General features: G+C 56.7%; 16 protein-coding genes and 1 riboswitch. Of the genes, 6 read left to right on the top strand and 10 right to left on the bottom strand.

Annotated elements, in window-relative coordinates; translation table 11 throughout:
* Positions 1-149: 149 nt before the first annotated feature.
* Both ftsI and rlmA read left to right on the top strand, forming a co-directional pair.
* A complete protein-coding gene (ftsI, locus tag L370_RS02330; protein ID WP_032666625.1) occupies positions 150-1,868 on the top strand; it encodes a peptidoglycan glycosyltransferase FtsI in 1,719 nt (572 codons plus the stop codon).
* 65 nt (positions 1,869-1,933) lie between these two features.
* Positions 1,934-2,749 (top strand): 23S rRNA (guanine(745)-N(1))-methyltransferase, encoded by an 816-nt coding sequence (gene rlmA / locus L370_RS02335; protein ID WP_023336077.1) that lies wholly within the window; start codon positions 1,934-1,936, stop codon positions 2,747-2,749.
* Here the strand turns inward: rlmA and mntP are convergent.
* From mntP to manX, 5 genes are all read right to left on the bottom strand, one after another.
* Positions 2,746-3,312 carry a manganese efflux pump MntP gene (mntP, locus tag L370_RS02340; protein ID WP_032666739.1) on the bottom strand — a complete coding sequence of 189 codons (567 nt, stop codon included), beginning with the start codon at positions 3,310-3,312 and terminating at the stop codon, positions 2,746-2,748. The genes rlmA and mntP overlap by 4 nt on opposite strands.
* 10 nt (positions 3,313-3,322) lie before the next feature.
* Positions 3,323-3,512, bottom strand: a riboswitch (yybP-ykoY riboswitch).
* 198 nt (positions 3,513-3,710) lie between these two features.
* Complete coding sequence (locus L370_RS02345) at positions 3,711-4,169, bottom strand: DUF986 family protein (RefSeq protein WP_023336075.1); 459 nt, start codon at positions 4,167-4,169, stop codon at positions 3,711-3,713.
* Positions 4,170-4,224: 55 nt separating this feature from the next.
* A complete protein-coding gene (locus tag L370_RS02350) occupies positions 4,225-5,076 on the bottom strand; it encodes a PTS mannose transporter subunit IID (protein ID WP_006810994.1) in 852 nt (283 codons plus the stop codon).
* A gap of 12 nt (positions 5,077-5,088) precedes the next feature.
* A complete protein-coding gene (gene manY, locus L370_RS02355; RefSeq protein WP_008500490.1) occupies positions 5,089-5,889 on the bottom strand; it encodes a PTS mannose transporter subunit IIC in 801 nt (266 codons plus the stop codon).
* Positions 5,890-5,935: 46 nt separating this feature from the next.
* A complete protein-coding gene (gene manX / locus L370_RS02360) occupies positions 5,936-6,901 on the bottom strand; it encodes a PTS mannose transporter subunit IIAB (RefSeq protein ID WP_023336074.1) in 966 nt (321 codons plus the stop codon).
* 463 nt (positions 6,902-7,364) lie between these two features.
* Here manX and yoaE point away from each other — a divergent pair, with 463 nt between their 5' ends.
* Positions 7,365-8,924, top strand: a complete 1,560-nt coding sequence (gene yoaE / locus L370_RS02365) for a CNNM family cation transport protein YoaE (RefSeq protein ID WP_023336073.1) — start codon at positions 7,365-7,367, stop codon at positions 8,922-8,924.
* A 6-nt stretch (positions 8,925-8,930) separates the two neighbouring features.
* Here the strand turns inward: yoaE and L370_RS02370 are convergent, their stop codons facing one another.
* The 4 genes from L370_RS02370 to pabB all read right to left on the bottom strand — a co-directional run bounded on the left by L370_RS02370 (position 8,931) and on the right by pabB (position 14,120).
* Positions 8,931-10,529, bottom strand: coding sequence for an EAL domain-containing protein (locus L370_RS02370; protein WP_023336072.1), 1,599 nt, complete (start codon positions 10,527-10,529; stop codon positions 8,931-8,933).
* Between the two features lie 130 nt (positions 10,530-10,659).
* Positions 10,660-12,024 (bottom strand): L-serine ammonia-lyase, encoded by a 1,365-nt coding sequence (gene sdaA / locus L370_RS02375; RefSeq protein ID WP_023336071.1) that lies wholly within the window; start codon positions 12,022-12,024, stop codon positions 10,660-10,662.
* 185 nt (positions 12,025-12,209) lie between these two features.
* Positions 12,210-12,788: a CoA pyrophosphatase gene (locus L370_RS02380; protein ID WP_023336070.1), complete on the bottom strand. Its 579-nt coding sequence runs from the start codon at positions 12,786-12,788 to the stop codon at positions 12,210-12,212.
* A gap of 6 nt (positions 12,789-12,794) precedes the next feature.
* Positions 12,795-14,120, bottom strand: a complete 1,326-nt coding sequence (gene pabB, locus L370_RS02385; protein ID WP_032666622.1) for an aminodeoxychorismate synthase component 1 — start codon at positions 14,118-14,120, stop codon at positions 12,795-12,797.
* Positions 14,121-14,181: 61 nt separating this feature from the next.
* Between pabB and L370_RS02390 the strand changes: the two genes are divergently transcribed.
* Complete coding sequence (locus tag L370_RS02390) at positions 14,182-14,373, top strand: YoaH family protein (RefSeq protein ID WP_023336068.1); 192 nt, start codon at positions 14,182-14,184, stop codon at positions 14,371-14,373.
* 6 nt (positions 14,374-14,379) lie between these two features.
* Here L370_RS02390 and L370_RS02395 read toward each other — a convergent pair whose 3' ends face one another.
* Positions 14,380-14,724, bottom strand: a complete 345-nt coding sequence (locus L370_RS02395) for a RidA family protein (RefSeq protein WP_008500498.1) — start codon at positions 14,722-14,724, stop codon at positions 14,380-14,382.
* Positions 14,725-14,857: 133 nt separating this feature from the next.
* On the opposite strand from L370_RS02395, the gene L370_RS02400 reads away from it, so the two are divergent.
* Complete coding sequence (locus tag L370_RS02400) at positions 14,858-16,768, top strand: ATP-dependent DNA helicase (protein ID WP_023336067.1); 1,911 nt, start codon at positions 14,858-14,860, stop codon at positions 16,766-16,768.
* Between the two features lie 66 nt (positions 16,769-16,834).
* Positions 16,835-17,530, top strand: coding sequence for a tRNA (adenosine(37)-N6)-threonylcarbamoyltransferase complex dimerization subunit type 1 TsaB (tsaB, locus tag L370_RS02405; RefSeq protein WP_023336066.1), 696 nt, complete (start codon positions 16,835-16,837; stop codon positions 17,528-17,530).
* Positions 17,531-17,535: the final 5 nt, after the last annotated feature.

Here is a 17,535-nt window from a genome sequence, read left to right as displayed (position 1 = left end):
TTTTATGCCCCTTATCTTTCAAAATATTACGATCTGCGGCCTTGTTAGTAACTTGTTGCAAAGCTGCGAGGTTAGTAGCACTGTTTTGCCTCCCTAAACCCCTCTTTTCCCGTTAAATCAGGGCGTTGTTTAACAGCCCTGGGGTTCAGGTGAAGAAGAAATTGATAGCAGCAACTGGAAATTTCACGCCGGCGCGTTTTGTGCTGCTCTGTTTAGCTATTTTTTGTAGTCTGGCTTTTTTGCTGGGCCGCGTTGCCTGGCTACAAATCATCAAGCCTGACAATCTGGTAAAGCAGGAAGATATGCGCTCCCTCCGCCAGCTGGCGATTGATGCGCCGCGCGGCATGATAATGGATCGCGAAGGTCGTCCCCTGGCCGTGAGCGTGCCTGTCCGGGCCGTATGGGCCGATCCTAAAACGGTGCTGGCAAAAGGGGGCGTTGGCGTTGACGAACGCTGGCAGGCGCTGGCAAATGCGCTGCATCTCTCCCTGGGTACTCTCTCGGCGCGAATCAACGCTAACCCGCAGGGCCGTTTTATTTATCTTGCCCGTCAGGTCGATCCTGCACAGGCAAAGTGGATCGATAAACTGAATCTGCCCGGCATCAACTTACGTGATGAGTCCCGCCGCTTTTATCCTGCAGGCCATGTGGCAGCGAATCTTATTGGCTTCACCAATATTGACGGGCAGGGCATTGAAGGCGTGGAAAAGAGCTTCAACGCGCAGCTGACCGGCAAAGCGGGAGTGCGGCAGGTAAGGGAAGACCGCTACGGACGCGTGGTTGAAAACCTGACGGAAGTGGCGCCCGCACCGGCGCATAACATTCAGTTAAGTATCGACGAGCGTCTGCAAACCATCACCGAAGATGCGCTCGATAATGCCGTGGCCTGGAACAAGGCCGAGTCCGGGGCATCGGTCTTAATTAATATCCCAACCGGGGAAATCCTCGCCATGGCGAGCTATCCGGACTTCAACCCCAATAACCGGGAAGGCGCGACGATAAATGATTTTCGCAACCGTGCGATCAGCGATACGTTCGAACCCGGTTCGACCGTCAAGCCGCTGGTGCTGATGACGGCCCTGCAGCAGGGGCTGGTCCAGCCGGACAGCGTGATTGACACCCACCCGTATACCCTTGACGGGCATCGTATCCGGGATGTGGGCTACTATCCTGAACTGACGATGACCGGGATCCTGCAAAAATCGAGCGACACCGGCGTGTCCCGACTGTCCCTGGCAATGCCTGTGCAGCATCTTATTGATACCTATCGAAACTTTGGATTTGGCACCAATACGGGGCTTGGCTTAACGGGCGAGAGCGCGGGGCTGTTGCCAAATCGTAAATACTGGAGCCAGCTCGATCGCGCGACCTTTGCCTTCGGCTACGGGCTGATGGTGACGCCGCTTCAGCTGGCGCACGTCTACGCCACGATTGGCGGCTTCGGTCTTGAACGTCCCCTTTCCATCACCCGTATCGATCCCCCGGTCATCGGGCACCGCGTCATGCCGGAAGAGATTGCGCACGAGGTGGAGCACATGATGGAGAGCGTTGCGCTGCCCGGCGGTGGGGGCGTTAAGGCCGCCGTTCGTGACTACCGGGTGGCGGTGAAAACCGGTACGGCGAAGAAAATTGACGATAGCGGGAAGTACGTCGATAAATACGTCGCGTATACTGCCGGCGTTGCGCCTGCCAGCGATCCGCGCTTTGCCCTGGTGGTGGTCATTAACGAGCCGCAGAATGGCGCCTACTACGGCGGTGCCGTTTCCGCGCCTGTCTTCAGCGAGATTATGGGCAACGTGCTGCGTCTGGAGAATGTGAAACCTGACGGCTTACCGGCGGGCTCCGATCACCTTATCGTTATGCGTTAACCGGGCGTTTATAACCAGGGCGAATAGCGGTACACTTCGCCCTTTGAATATGCTCCGGAGTCACCATGTCCTTCAGCTGTCCCCTTTGCCACGCCCCCCTGACACACTCAGATAAAAGTTATACCTGTCCGCAGGGGCACCAGTTTGATATGGCAAAAGAAGGCTACGTGAATCTTCTGCCGGTGCAGCATAAGCGCTCCCGCGATCCCGGCGACAGTGCAGAGATGATGCAGGCGCGTCGCGCGTTTCTGGATGCCGGGCACTATCTGCCGCTGCGGGAGACCGTCGCGCAGCGGCTGAATGACATTCTGCCGGTTTCTGCCACCGCCATGCTTGATATCGGCTGCGGGGAAGGGTACTACACCGCACGGTTTGCCGGGATTGCCCGTGAGAAGGGCGCGCAGACATTCGGTCTGGACGTGTCGAAAGTGGCCATTCGAGCGGCTGCAAGGCGTTACGCGGACGTGACGTTCTGCGTGGCATCCAGCCACCGTCTGCCGTTTGACGATGCCAGTATGGACGCTGTTATCCGCATTTACGCGCCCTGCAAGGCGGAAGAGCTGGCTCGCGTGGTGAAGCCGGGTGGATGGGTCGTCACCGTGACGCCGGGCCCGCGTCATCTGATGGAGCTGAAAGGGCTGATCTACGACGAAGTGCGTCTCCATGCCCCTCATTCTGAACAGCTGGCCGGTTTTAGCCTGAAGCAGGAGCAAAGCGTGGCGTATGAAATGACGCTGAAAGGGGAAGAGGCCACCGCGCTGCTGCAGATGACGCCGTTCGCGTGGCGGGCAAAACCGGAAGTATGGGAAGCGCTAGCTGCACGCTCAACATTTCGCTGCCAGACGGATTTCAGTATCCATGTCTGGCAGCGCGAAGATTAACCGGAGAAGTGTGCCCAGAGGATCTGGGCGCCAATGCCAATCAACACAATTCCCCCCAGGATCTCGGCGCGTTTACCCAGCAGCGGGCCGATAAACCGTCCGACCATCATGCCTAGCGTGGACATAATCAGCGTTGCACAGCCGATGGCCAGCGCGGTGGCGATAATATTAACCTGCAGGAAAGCCAGACCGACACCGACGGCCATCGCATCAAGGCTGGTGGCAATGGCCGTGGTGACCAGCAGCCAGAACCCGTGGCGATGCTGAGGCTCCTCGTCTTCTTCATCGCCGCCGCGAAAACCTTCAATCACCATTCGACCACCGAGAAAGACCAGCAGTACGAAGGCAATCCAGTGGTTCCACTCCAGCACGAACTGGCTGGCGAGCATGCCAAGTCCCCAGCCGATAAGCGGCGTCAGCGTTTCGATAGCACCAAAAATGAGGCCGGTACGCAAGGCTTCTGAGAACTTAGGTTTGTGTAGCGTGGCGCCTTTTCCGATGGAAGCCGCAAATGCGTCCATGGACATGCCAAAAGCGAGGAGGATCGTAGCAGAGATATTCATAACAGCGTCCAGACCGGGGATATCCATATGACACATCACTGCCCCCAGTAAACAGCAGTTGATGTATCTATGGTCTCGCCTGATCGCACCGCACATAAGATGTGCTGTCAGCGATCCGTACGTGCCACGTTTTTCAACGAGTATGTTGACACGTACATTTCCTGCGAACAGGAAATCGGCTACTCCCCAACGACGGGCGCAACCTTAACATATTTTTAGAATATAAAACAACAATGAAGAGGCATTATTTAAAATGCTTGTTGATAACGATTTTCATTTGTCTTTAAGCGTAAAGATATCGTTAACAAATAGAGAACAAATTAATGAAGGGGATATAGCTTTGGCTATATTTCTTGCGCAAGATAAACGCAGTATATAGCCATTGCTATATATATAACTTATTGAGTTTTAACAAGTAACTTGTATATCTTTTCCAGGTCGTCAATATTCTTCACCCGAATAAGCAGGCGACGTTGTTCTAATTGCATTACCAGCACACCGTCTTCGGATAAATTCATCTCTTTAATACGGTTATATTCTATCCACACATTGGCAAAGAAAAATCCGCGGGATTTAAAAATGATTTTCGGCGTGCGGATCCAGAACAGATAAACAGCCATTAATGCCAGCGCACATAATAACCATGTGGTTAATATTGCACCATGGCCGGTGACGTTATTGTAAATAAGAATGGCGATGAGACCCGCGAAGATAAACGCATCCACGCGCCCGCGCCGCAGTAGGGGAAGGGAGAGCAGCGTCTCGCCGTGGCGGCGGGGCATGATGAACTCGTCATAGATAGCGTAAGCCAGAAGGGCAGCAATAAATAAAACCAGTACGATGTCCGTGACAGTCATTCATCCTCCAGATAAAAAAAACCGGGGGCAAGCCCCCGGCCTATAGCATTGAAACTTACAGACCCAGCAGGCCGACAGCATAGCCCGCGATACCGATGACGAAGAAGCCAACGATAATCCACAGCGGGTTAACTTTCTTACGCAGCAGCCACATGCAGGCGAAGGTCAACAGCAGCGGTACCAGGCCAGGCATCAGCTGGTCCAGAATCGTCTGCACGGTGGTGACGCGAGTCTGACCATCCTGCCCGGTGATGGTTGATACCACCAGCGGGATGTTCACGTGCGTCCACTTGTTAACCAGCGCTCCCATGACAAACAGGCCGAGGATTGACGCCCCCTCAGTCAGTTTCTGCAGGAAGCCGCCGCCCATGTCCTTAACGATATCCACCCCTTTACGGTAGCCGTAGGCCACACCGTAATAACGGGTCAGCAGACGCACGGCGTTAAACAGGATGAAGAACAGCAGCGGGCCAAGCAGGCTGCCGCTCATTGCGATACCGGCACCCAGCGCCGCGAAGACCGGACGCACGGTACCCCAGAAGATAGGGTCACCAACGCCGGCCAGCGGCCCCATCAGGCCGACTTTGATACCGTTGATAGCACCATCGTCAATTTCTGCGCCGTTCGCACGCTGTTCTTCCATCGCCAGCGTTACGCCCAGTACGGGGGCCGCAACGTAAGGATGGGTGTTAAAGAATTCCAGGTGACGCTTGATCGCCTGACGGCGCGCCTCGTTGTTTTCCGGGTACAGGCGTTTGATTGCCGGTACCATGGAGAAGCAGAAGCCCAGCGCCTGCATACGTTCGAAGTTCCATGAACCCTGAAACAGGTTAGAACGGATGAACACGCCACGAATATCACCCGGAGTGAGTTTTTTCTCGGTGGTAGTTTTTGTCATATCAACCATTTCGCTCACCTGTTAGTCCAGTTCGTTATCGAGATCGTTGTTACCAGCAGCCTGCGCTGGGGCACCCGCGACGCGGTTATATTTCGGGCTGAGCTGGATGTAGAGAATCGCCATTACCGCACCAATCACACCCAGTGCAACCAGGTTAAAGTTGGTGAAGGCAGCGGTCACGAAGCCGAGGTAGAAGAATGGCATCAGGTAGCCTGCGCGCATCATGTTGATGACCATCGCATAACCGACAACCACGATCATACCGCCCGCGATGTTCAGACCGCCGGTGACCACTTCTGGAATGGCGTTCAGCATGCTCTGCACTTCACTGGTACCGACAGAGATCGCAACGATTACGGCCGGGATCGCGATACGCATCGCCTGCAGGAACAGGGATGAAACGTGGATCCACGACAGTGCCGTGAGGTTGCCGTTTTCGGCTGCCTTATCCGCCGCGTGCTGGAAGGCCACGGTGATAGTACGAACGATGATGGTCAGAACCTGGCCTGCTGCTGCCAGCGGGATCGCCAGGGCGATACCGGCACCGATACTCTGGTGACCGGCTATAACCAGAACGGTCGAGATGATAGAGGCCAGCGCGGCATCGGGCGCAACCGCCGCGCCGATGTTCATCCAGCCCAGGGCGATCATTTCCAGGGTACCACCGATGATGATACCGGTTTTCATGTCACCCAGGACGGCCCCAATCAGCGTACAGGCCACCAGAGGGCGGTGGAACTGAAATTCATCAAGTACGGATTCCATACCCGCAATACATGCGACGACGAACACCAGCACAATCTGAAGAGTGGTAATCTCCATTGCACTTCTCCTATTACTTAAACTTTATATGAGAACCGGCGCGGGCTTATTTCCCAACTTTGCCGATCAAATCCATCATTTTCAGTTTCTGATCCGTGGAAACCTTACGGGCTTCCAGCTCAATACCGCGCGCATTCAGCTTGTTGAATGCCTCGATATCTTTCGCATCGACTGAAATGGCGTTGTTGACCTGCGTTTTGCCCTGACGGAATGCCATACCACCAATGTTCACGGAGGTGATTTTCACGCCGCCTTCAACAATGCGCTCAACGTCTGTCGGGTTAGTGAACAGGAGCATCACGCGTTCACCCGCGTATTTCGGGTTGTTGTAAACGCGGATCATCTTGGCGACATCCACGACGTGCGCGGTAACGCCAGGAGGAGCAACCTGAGTCAGAAGGGTTTTACGTACGGTATCGGCGGCAACTTCGTCGCTGACCACGATAATGCGTCGAACGTTGGTCTCTTTGGTCCAGCGCGTTGCAACCTGACCGTGGATTAAGCGGTCATCAATACGCGCAAGGCCGATAACCATGTAATCGTTCGGGCCCATGGGTTTTGCCGGTGCTGCCGCTTTTGGTGCCACTGCAGGCGCAGGGGCAGGTTTTTCAACCGGCTGCGCTTTCAGGGCTTTTACCCCTTCGCGACCGGTTTCAACGGCCAGTGCCACCAGCTCATCGAACGACGGATTGTCGTCGCGCGCCATGAAGGTTTCCACCAGCATGGGAATATTCACCCCGGCGACAACTTCATAGTGCTCTTTATCGACGACAATGCGGCTGGCGGCATTGAACGGGCTGCCGCCCCATGTATCAACGAGAAACAGCACGCCTTTGCTGGTATCCAGCTTCGCGAGTTGAGCGTTGTACTTCTCTATCAGCGTCTCGGCATTTTCACCGGGAACGAAATCGATCCAGCCGACGTTTTCCTGCTCGCCCAACAGCATCTCTGCCGTTTTGAGTAGCTGCTCAGCAGCCCAACCATGTGTGCCTATGACAATAGCAATGGTCACTTGCTACCTCCTTTTATTATCATTAATACGCCTGCCAGGCAGTCGTACTGAGAATCGTATTGGCGAACCGAATCGATTCAGATAAGGGTTAGAGTTCAAAAAAACTAAGACTTCCGCGAATTATTTTAGATAGTGAAAAAATAATTTATGTGATGAAGATCCGTAATTTAGCCATGCGCTACAGATTTATCTGTAGAGTAAAGCCGCTGTGTTACAGAACTTTGCAAAGGAACGTAAATCTTTGCTAAAAACACAGTGTCTCTGATATGTTTAGCCTCCGTTTAATTGTTCAGGAGTATAGGGCTACAGCCCACTATATGGACCGTCACCGACGTCAGTCATCTGCCAGGCCATTTCGCGCCTTATTCACCGGCGATCCTCGCCACGTACCGACTCTGTTTACCTCTGTTTTGCCCACGTTGAGTGGGGCACCGTTTCGTCATTCCTTTAGCAGGAGCTTGTCATGGAATTCTTAATGGACCCGTCAATCTGGGTGGGATTGCTCACGCTGGTGGTGCTGGAGATTGTTCTCGGCATTGATAACCTGGTGTTTATCGCCATCCTTGCGGACAAACTGCCGCCAAAACAGCGTGATAAAGCGCGTCTGATTGGTCTCTCGCTGGCGCTGGTTATGCGACTGGCGCTGCTCTCCGTCATCTCCTGGATGGTCACGCTGACCAAACCGCTGTTCTCCGTCATGGATTACACCTTCTCCGGGCGTGATTTAATCATGCTGATCGGGGGGATATTCCTGCTTTTCAAAGCGACGACAGAGCTACATGAGCGGCTGGAAAACCGTCAGCACGATGATGGGCACGGTAAAGGCTATGCCAGCTTCTGGGTGGTAGTGCTGCAGATCGTGGTGCTTGATGCGGTCTTCTCGCTGGATGCTGTGATCACGGCGGTCGGCATGGTGAATCATCTGCCGGTAATGATGGCGGCTGTGGTTATTGCGATGGCGGTCATGCTGCTGGCCTCGAAGCCGCTGACGCGCTTCGTCAACCAGCATCCGACGGTGGTCGTGCTATGTCTGAGCTTCCTGCTGATGATTGGTCTGAGCCTCGTGGCGGAAGGGTTTGGCTTCCATATTCCGAAAGGCTACCTGTACGCCGCGATTGGCTTCTCGATCCTGATCGAGCTGTTCAACCAGATTGCGCGCCGTAACTTTATTAAGCAGCAGTCGAATCAGCCGCTGCGCGCCCGTACCGCAGATGCCATTCTGCGCCTGATGGGCGGTCGTCGTCAGGTGAACGTCCAGTCTGATTCCGACAACCATAACCCGGTTCCGGTCCCGGAAGGGGCATTTGTGGAACAAGAGCGCTACATGATCAACGGCGTGCTCTCCCTGGCCTCCCGTTCGCTGCGCGGCATCATGACGCCGCGCGGGGAAATTAGCTGGGTCGATGCTAACCTGAGCGTGGATGAAATTCGCCAGCAGCTGCTCTCTTCACCGCACAGCCTGTTCCCGGTGTGTCGCGGTGAGCTGGATGAAATCATCGGCGTCGTGCGGGCGAAAGAGATGCTGGTGGCCCTGGAAGAGGGCGTCAACGTGGAAGCCGTTGCCGCCGCGTCGCCTGCGATTGTCGTGCCGGAAACGCTGGATCCTATCAACCTGCTCGGGGTGCTGCGTCGCGCTCGCGGTAGCTTTGTTATCGTCACTAACGAGTTTGGCGTGGTGCAGGGGCTGGTCACGCCGCTGGACGTGCTGGAAGCGATTGCCGGTGAATTCCCGGATGCCGACGAAACGCCAGAGATTGTTGCCGACGGTGATGGATGGCTGGTTAAAGGTACCACCGACCTGCACGCGCTCTCGCACACGCTGGGGCTGGAAAATGTGATCAACGATGAAGAAGACATCGCGACCGTTGCCGGTCTGGTGATCGCCGTTAACGGACAAATCCCGCGCGTCGGAGATGTGATCGAGCTGGCGCCGCTGCACATTACGATCGTTGAAGCCAACGACTATCGCGTTGATATGGTTCGCATTGTTAAAGAACAATCTGCCCACGACGAAGATGAATAAGCCGGCTTAGCGCAGCGGCATTAAGGGCACGATGTGCCCGTTATGATGCGCTGGCGGGGATGCGCTTCCCGCCAGCCACTTCGGAAAATCCCGTAGCGGCATGGGCCGCGCATAGAAAAACCCCTGCAGGACATGCACGCCATGGCGGCGCAAGTAGCGCGCCTGCTCCTCTGTCTCGACCCCCTCAGCAACCAGTTCAATATTCAGCCGCTGACCCAGCGCAATAATCATATCCGTCACCGTGGAGTTCACGGCGTCGGTACCAATGGCGGTGGTAAACGACTGGTCGATTTTCAGCACGTCCGGGTGCAGCTTTTCAAGCCAGGAGAGGGAGCTGTTCCCGGTACCAAAATCGTCGATGGCCAGCTTCACCCCTTTGCGATGCAGTTCGCGCACGATGCGATAATCCGCATCCAGCAGCGCATCCCGTTCCGTGAGTTCAATCACCAACTGCTGGCGCGGACAGGCGCTGAACCAGAGGCGGTTCAGGTCCTGTATCAATACCGCGTGACGGAAATGGCTGGCAGCGACGTTAATACCGATGTGAAAACCGGCGCTGGCGGGGAAGTAGCCTATCTGGCGCACCGTTTCGGCGATGACGTAGCGGGTCAGGGGGACAATCTGGTTATGCTCTTCTGCCAGCGGGATAAACACCTCCGGGGTGATCCACCCCTGACGCGGATTGTTCCAGCGCAGCAGGATCTCCACGCCGGTGCACGCCTGGGTGCGGGCATTCACCAGCGGCTGGCAGAAAAGCTCAAATTCCCGCGCCGCAATGCCCATATCGATCTCCCACGTAAAGCTCATCCGGTTTGCCGTTGCCAGCCAGGCGAGATAGCCCAGCAGCAGGCTGAGCATCAGACCCAGGGGCAACTGGGCTGGCAGGCTTTTTAAGGCTAACTCTCCAGGGCCTGGCCCGCTGACCGTAATGGTGAAAGGATTTCGGGTTGATGACTGCTGGAAAAGAGAGCCCTCCTCATCAAACGTCAGGCTGTCACTGACGCGTTGTCCATAGCGCAGAAAGCGATCCCCCACGGTTAGCGCTACGTCATTAATAAGCGGGCGCTGGGGCTCGAGGATCATTTTGGCGATCAGATCGATATTGATGATCTCAATAACGCCAGCTTCACCGTCCTGAGAGACGGGATACCACTGGATCAATATCGGGCTACCTTTAAGCAGCCACTGGTCGGTCGATAAAATCAGCTTCGCCGTGCTGGCGGGTAATTCTTTCAGGAAGTCACGTACGGGCACGTTGCGGCTCCCGAAAATACTCGAGCAGTACAGGATACCCTCGTTAATCAGGGCGATGGAGCGCACCGTCTGCAAAATAGCGGCCTGCTTTCGCAGCGCCAGGTGCGCCTGCGGGCAGGGCTGCCCTACCAGGGGCTGCAGCACGCTGCGGCGGTTCTCTAAAGACAGCAGGACGTTATCAAGGGCGCGAACGGTGTGGCTGGTAAAATCGAGGATCCGCTGTTGGTTAACATTGCGCTGTGAAATAAAGCGAATGCCTAACGTCAGGATGAGCGTGAGGAGCGCAACCGTGACACAGACGATAACGCGTTTTCGGCGATAGTTTTTAATGATCGTTTGTGCAGTTTGCATGAACGGTCGCCTGATAAGCCACCAGCCACAAAAGCCGGACGCAACAGTGAAAGTGTAGTGGGGAAAGCAGCAGGAGACGAGGAAGAAGAGGGAAATTCGCCCATCCGTTGCAGATGGGCGAAAGGCAGTATTAGTCGCACTGCACCTTAATGGCCAGGCCACCGCGGGACGTCTCGCGGTATTTCGCGTTCATGTCCTTGCCGGTTTCGTACATGGTTTCAATCACCTTATCCAGCGATACGCGAGGTTCGCTGGTACGGCGCATCGCCATACGTGAGGCGTTGATGGCTTTCACCGAGGCAATCGCGTTACGCTCGATGCACGGCACCTGCACCTGGCCCGCAACCGGGTCACAGGTCAGACCGAGGTTGTGTTCCATTCCGATTTCGGCCGCCACGCAGACCTGCTCAGGGCTTGCGCCAAGCAGCTCTGCCAGACCCGCCGCCGCCATGGAACAGGCAACGCCGACTTCACCCTGACAGCCCACTTCAGCACCGGAGATGGAGGCGTTCATTTTGTAAAGCGCACCGATGGCACCTGCCGCCAGGAAATAGCGGATATAGATGTCCGGCGTCACGGGCTCAATAAAGTGATCGTAGTAGGCCAGCACTGCCGGAACGATACCGCAGGCACCGTTGGTTGGCGCCGTCACGACGCGGCCACCGGCGGCGTTCTCTTCGTTAACCGCCAGGGCAAACATGTTTACCCAGTCAACCACGTTCATCGGGTCGTTGGAGAACTTGTCCGTGGTCACCAGCATACGGCGCAGGGCAGAGGCACGGCGCGGTACGCGCAGTGGACCCGGCAGAACGCCTTCGGTATTCATCCCGCGATCGATACAGGCGCGCATGGTTTGCCAGACGTTCGCAAAATAGTCTTCAATCTCTTTTTTGCTGTGCAGGGCCAGTTCGTTCTGCATCACCATACCGGACAGGGAAAGACCGGTCTCTTTGCAGTAGCCCAGCATCTCGGTAGCCGATTTGAACGGGTACGGTACGTTGACGTCGCCGACGCTGTCTTTGCCGAAATGCTCCTCATCCACGATGAAGCCACCGCCGATGGAGTAGTACGTTTTGCTGTAAATCTCTTTTTCACCGCTATAAGCGTGAATGGTCATGCCGTTTTCATGCAGCGGCAGGTTGTCGCTACGGAAACGCATGCCGTCATCCTGCGGGAAATCGACTTCCTGCTGGCCGTTTGCCAGCAGCAGGCGGCCGCGTGTTTCCACGTCGCGGATGAATGCCGGGATGGCATCAATATCTACGGTATCCGGCATATTGCCTGCCAGACCCATAATAATGGCGATATCGGTGTGGTGGCCTTTACCCGTTAATGACAGCGAGCCGTAAACATCCACGGCGACACGGGTAACGCTTTCCAGTAATCCTTTTTCGACCAGATCATCGACGAACTGTTTACCGGCCTTCATCGGGCCAACAGTATGGGAAGACGAAGGGCCAATTCCCACTTTGAACATGTCGAATATACTAATCACTTTCACACTCCTGACAGGGTTACCGGGGTTCCAGTAACGATGTTATAACTGCGCATAGTGTAAGAGGGAACACCGACCTCGGCTTAACTATTCACATGAATTAAACTAATGGTTAACGATGGGTTTTGCTAATAGCGCGACGCAGATCGCAAACCTGGCAGAAGAGGGCGGAATGTAAAGTATAGTCAAGGCTTCAGGCCGATTTGCAACGCCAGCTCACGAATAATGCCCGCCGTCATGCCCCAGACAAAATAATGCTGATACCAGGACAACCAGACCCGATGGTCATGCCCGCGACGCTGAATATCCAGCGGGTGATAACGACTCAACCGAAGGGCCTCTTCCAGCGGCATTTCAAACACCGCCGAGACTTCATCGACGCTGGCGTGATACTGAAGATCGGGGGGAATAATGCCGACCACCGGGGTGACCTGAAAACCGGTGACGCTGTCAACGGGCGGCAGCACGCCGATGACCTCCACAACCTCCGGCGGAATGGCAACCTCTTCCTGCGCTTCCCGCAGCGCGGCGGCAATCAGCGAGGCGTCGGAGCTGTCTACGGCGCCCCCCGGAAAGGCGACCTGACCCGCGTGCTTGCGTAAATGGGGAGAACGCTGGGTGAGCAGCAGGCCCGGCTGCGCGCGACGCACGACCGGGATCAGCACGGCCGCCTGTCGCTGATTCAGCGCCTCGCGGTTGACCTGCGGTCGTAATAGCTGAAAGCGAGATAAAAAGTCATCCAGCGTCAGGTTCTCTTTTTCCACCCGTGATTACTCCAGTTGTTTCAGGATACGGTTAACTTTATCAAAGGTTTCCTGATATTCCGCATCGACCTGGCTATCGGCAACAATGCCGCCCCCGGCCGAACAGTAAAGATTTCCGTTGCAGGCGGTCAGCGTGCGAATGGTAATGCTGGTATCCAGCGTGCCGCACAGGCTGATATAGCCGATGCTGCCGCACCAGGCGTTGCGGCGGTGCGGCTCCAGCTCATCAATGATCTCCATCGCCCGTACCTTTGGCGCGCCGGTGATGGAGCCGCCCGGAAACGCCGCGCGCAGAAGATCGCAGGCCGTGCGTGATGCCGGCAGCGTCGCGGTGATGGTACTGACCAGATGATGCACCGCCGGGAAAGGCTCGACGACAAACAGTTCCGGCACGCGCACGCTGCCCGGAACGGCCACCCGGCCGATGTCGTTACGCATCAGATCGACAATCATCAGGTTCTCGGCACGGTCTTTCGGCGAGGTGGCCAGCTTTTCCGCCTGAAGGCGATCGGCGTCGGGATCGACAAGACGCGGCAGGGTGCCTTTGATCGGACGGGTTTGAATCGTGCCCTCGGCCAGATGGATAAAGCGCTCGGGTGACAGGCTGAGTATGGCCCCCCGTTCCAGACGGACAAACGCGCTGAACGGCGCCTTGTTGCTGGCATTAAGACGGGTAAACGCCTGCCACTCATCTCCCCGGTATGTCGCCTGGAAGCGCTGGGCGAGGTTAACCTGGTAGCAGTCACCGCTTTGCAGATACGCCTGAACGCGCGTGAATTTTTCGGCATACTCCGCCGCGCTCATATTTGAGCGCCAGCCGGAGGTCAGCGTGAACGTCTGTGCCGGTGCAGGCTGCTGCGCCTCAAGCCATGCCAGGCGCGCCTGCACGTTATGATGGCTCAGCAGGGAAACCGTTTTTTTCTGGTGATCAACGATTAACGCCCAGTCATACAGACCCACGGCCATGTCTGGCAGGGAAATATCAGCCTGCGCATGCTCCGGCAGCGTTTCGAAACGGCGACCCAGATCGTAACCAAACAGGCCCAGCGCGCCCCCCTGAAAGGGGAGGTCCGGGTTTGGCGTGGCAGATAAGCCCAGCGCGTTAATGGCGTGCTGAAGCTGCACCAGCGGATCGTCCGTTAACGACAGGTCATCGGTTGTCAGCGTCTTTAGCGGATCGGCCACCAGGATATCGAAGCGGCTATAGGGATGGTCCGCATGGCCGGAATGCAGCAGCATCGCAAACGGAAGATGGCTCAGGCGGGCAAACCAGAATTCAGCGGCGTCTGCACGCCAGGGCAAGGTAATAACAGTAGGGAAGCGCTTGTTCATGTGTGGCATACTACCGGGCAGCGTGAAATAATTAGCGCGAATAATTTAGCAGGAGTTGACAATGTTTGCAGGTTTACCTTCTCTGAGCCATGAACAGCAGCAGAAAGCGGTTGAGCGAATTCAGGAACTGATGTCCCAGGGGATGAGCAGCGGACAGGCGATTACCGTAGTCGCTCAGGAGATTCGCGCCAGTCATTCCGGCGAGCGGATTGTGGCGCGATTCGAAGATGAAGATGAAGATCCAGAAGAGTAATCGGGCTTACACCGCCGCGATAATTTTGATCTCAACCTTATACTCCGGTTTCATCAGCGTGGCCTGTACGGTGCAGCGTACAGGCGCGTGACCCGCCACTACCCACGCATCCCAGGCTTTGTTCATCGCCGCGAAATCGTCTTTGTTTGCCAGGAAAATCGTCGCATCCAGAATGCGGGATTTGTCGCTGCCCTGTTTTTCCAGCACCGCATCAATCTGCGCCAGGGTATTTGCCGTCTGCTCGAACGCATCCGCGTCCAGGTTAGCGGGTACGCCGGTGTAGTACAGCGTCTGGTTATGGATCACCACATCAGACCAGCGGGCTTCGGCATCAATGCGCACAATTGTCATAAACGTTTCCTCGTTATTTTTCGTCGTCAGGCGGCAAGACTGCCATATTGTTCTCCTGTCGTCACTATTTGGGGTGGCACAGGAGTGGATGGGCTGACATAATCCCTGTGCAAAAATACAGTGAGAGAGCACCGTGGCAGACGATTTTTCCCCTGAAGGTCAATTAGCGCAGGCTATCCCCGGCTTTAAACCCCGTGAGCCGCAGCGACAGATGGCGCACGCCGTGGCACGCGCCATCGATAAGGCTCAGCCGCTGGTGGTCGAAGCCGGAACCGGCACGGGTAAAACGTATGCTTACCTTGCTCCGGCGCTGCGTGCGAAAAAGAAGGTGATTATTTCCACCGGCTCGAAGGCGCTGCAGGATCAGCTCTACAGCCGAGATTTACCCACGGTGGCGAAAGCGCTGAAATACAAGGGGCGTCTGGCCCTGCTGAAGGGGCGCTCTAACTATCTCTGTCTGGAACGTCTTGAGCAGCAGGCGCTGGCGGGCGGCGATCTGCCGGTACAAACCCTGAGCGACGTCATTATCCTTCGCGCCTGGGCGAACCAGACCGAAGAGGGGGATATCAGCACCTGCGCGAGCGTGCCGGAAGATTCCCCGGCCTGGCCGCTGGTGACCAGCACCAACGACAACTGCCTCGGCAGCGACTGTCCGCTGTATAAAGACTGCTTTGTGGTGAAAGCGCGCAAAACGGCGATGGACGCGGATGTGGTGGTGGTGAACCACCATCTGTTCCTCGCGGATATGGTCGTCAAGGATAGCGGTTTCGGCGAGCTGATCCCGGAGGCGGACGTGATGATCTTCGACGAAGCCCACCAGCTTCCGGACATCGCCAGCCAGTATTTCGGCCAGTCGCTTTCCAGCCGCCAGCTGCAGGATCTGGCGAAAGATTTCACCATCGCTTACCGGACCGAACTCAAAGATACCCAGCAGCTGCAGAAATGCGCTGACCGTCTGGCCCAAAGCGCGCAGGATTTCCGCTTACAGCTCGGCGAACCGGGCTATCGCGGTAACCTGCGCGAGCTGCTGGCGGACAAAAACATCCAGCGCGCGCTGCTGCTGCTCGATGACGCCCTCGAACTCTGCTACGACGTGGCGAAACTGTCCCTCGGCCGTTCCGCGCTGCTGGATGCGGCCTTCGAACGCGCCACGCTCTATCGCGGGCGTCTCAAACGGCTGAAAGAGATTAACCAGCCGGGGTTCAGCTACTGGTACGAGTGCACCTCGCGGCACTTCACGCTGGCGCTCACGCCGCTGACGGTGGCGGATAAGTTTAAAGAGGTAATGGCGGAAAAACCGGGAAGCTGGATCTTCACCTCGGCAACCCTGTCGGTAAATGACGATCTGCATCACTTTACGGAACGTCTCGGCATCGAGGAGGCGGAATCGCTGCTCCTGCCCAGCCCGTTCGATTACGAAAAACAGGCGCTGCTGTGCGTGCCGCGCAATCTTCCGCTGCCGAACCAGCCGGGTGCGGCGCGCCATCTGGCCGCGATGTTAAAACCGATGATCGAGGCCAACAACGGCCGCTGCTTTATGCTCTGCACCTCTCACGCCATGATGCGTGACCTCGCTGAGCAGTTCCGCGCCACCATGACCTTACCGGTGCTGCTGCAGGGAGAAACCAGCAAAGGCCAGCTATTACAGCAGTTTGTCAGCGCCGGTAATGCCCTGCTGGTGGCGACCAGCAGCTTCTGGGAAGGGGTCGACGTGCGGGGCGATACGCTCTCGCTGGTGATCATTGATAAGCTGCCGTTTACCTCTCCGGACGATCCGCTGCTGAAGGCGCGCATGGAAGACTGCCGCCTGCGCGGAGGGGATCCGTTTGACGAGGTACAGCTGCCGGACGCGGTGATTACCCTCAAGCAGGGGGTAGGGCGATTGATCCGCGACGTTACCGATCGCGGGGTGCTGGTCATTTGCGATAACCGGCTGGTGATGCGTCCCTACGGCGCAACCTTCCTCGCCAGCCTGCCGCCCGCGCCGCGGACGCGGGACATAAAACGCGCGGTGCGCTTCCTGGCAAACCCAACGGCGGAGTAATTTACCCCGGAGTGTGCTAAGATGCGCGCCATTTTGTGACTGACCCTTGCGAGAGCGCGACGACCCATGCGAATTCTGGCTATAGATACCGCAACAGAGGCATGCTCTGTTGCTCTGTTGAACAGCGATGCTGTTACTGCTCATTTCGAAGAGTGCCCACGGGAACACACCCAGCGCATTCTGCCCCTGGTAAAAGAGATCTTAACCCGTAGCGACACCTCGTTAACCGACCTCGACGCGCTGGCCTTTGGCCGCGGCCCCGGCAGCTTTACGGGCGTACGCATTGGAATTGGCATTGCGCAGGGGCTGGCCCTGGGCGCCGAACTGCCGATGATCGGCGTCTCTACCCTCGCCACCATGGCGCAGGGCGCATGGCGCATGACCGGGGCAACGCGCGTCCTGGCCGCGATTGACGCCCGCATGGGCGAAGTCTACTGGGCCGAATATACCCGCGACGAGCAGGGCGTGTGGCACGGTGAAGAGACGGAAGCCGTGCTTAAGCCAGAAGCGGTCACTGAACGACTGCAACAGCTCTCCGGCGAATGGGCGACCGTCGGCACCGGCTGGCCGGCGTGGCCTGATATGGCGAGCGGTACCGGGGTGACGCTGGTGGACGGCAACATGCTGCTGCCGGCTGCGGAAGATATGCTTCCGATTGCCTGCCAGCTGTTCGCAGCAGGAAAAACCGTTGCCGTTGAACACGCGGAGCCGGTTTATTTGCGAAACACCGTCGCGTGGAAGAAACTTCCGGGCCGCGAGTGAATCTC

The organism is Enterobacter sp. MGH 24 (assembly GCF_000493015.1).
Taxonomy (GTDB): Bacteria; Pseudomonadota; Gammaproteobacteria; order Enterobacterales; family Enterobacteriaceae; genus Enterobacter.
This window is presented reverse-complemented; position numbering and strand designations above follow the sequence as displayed.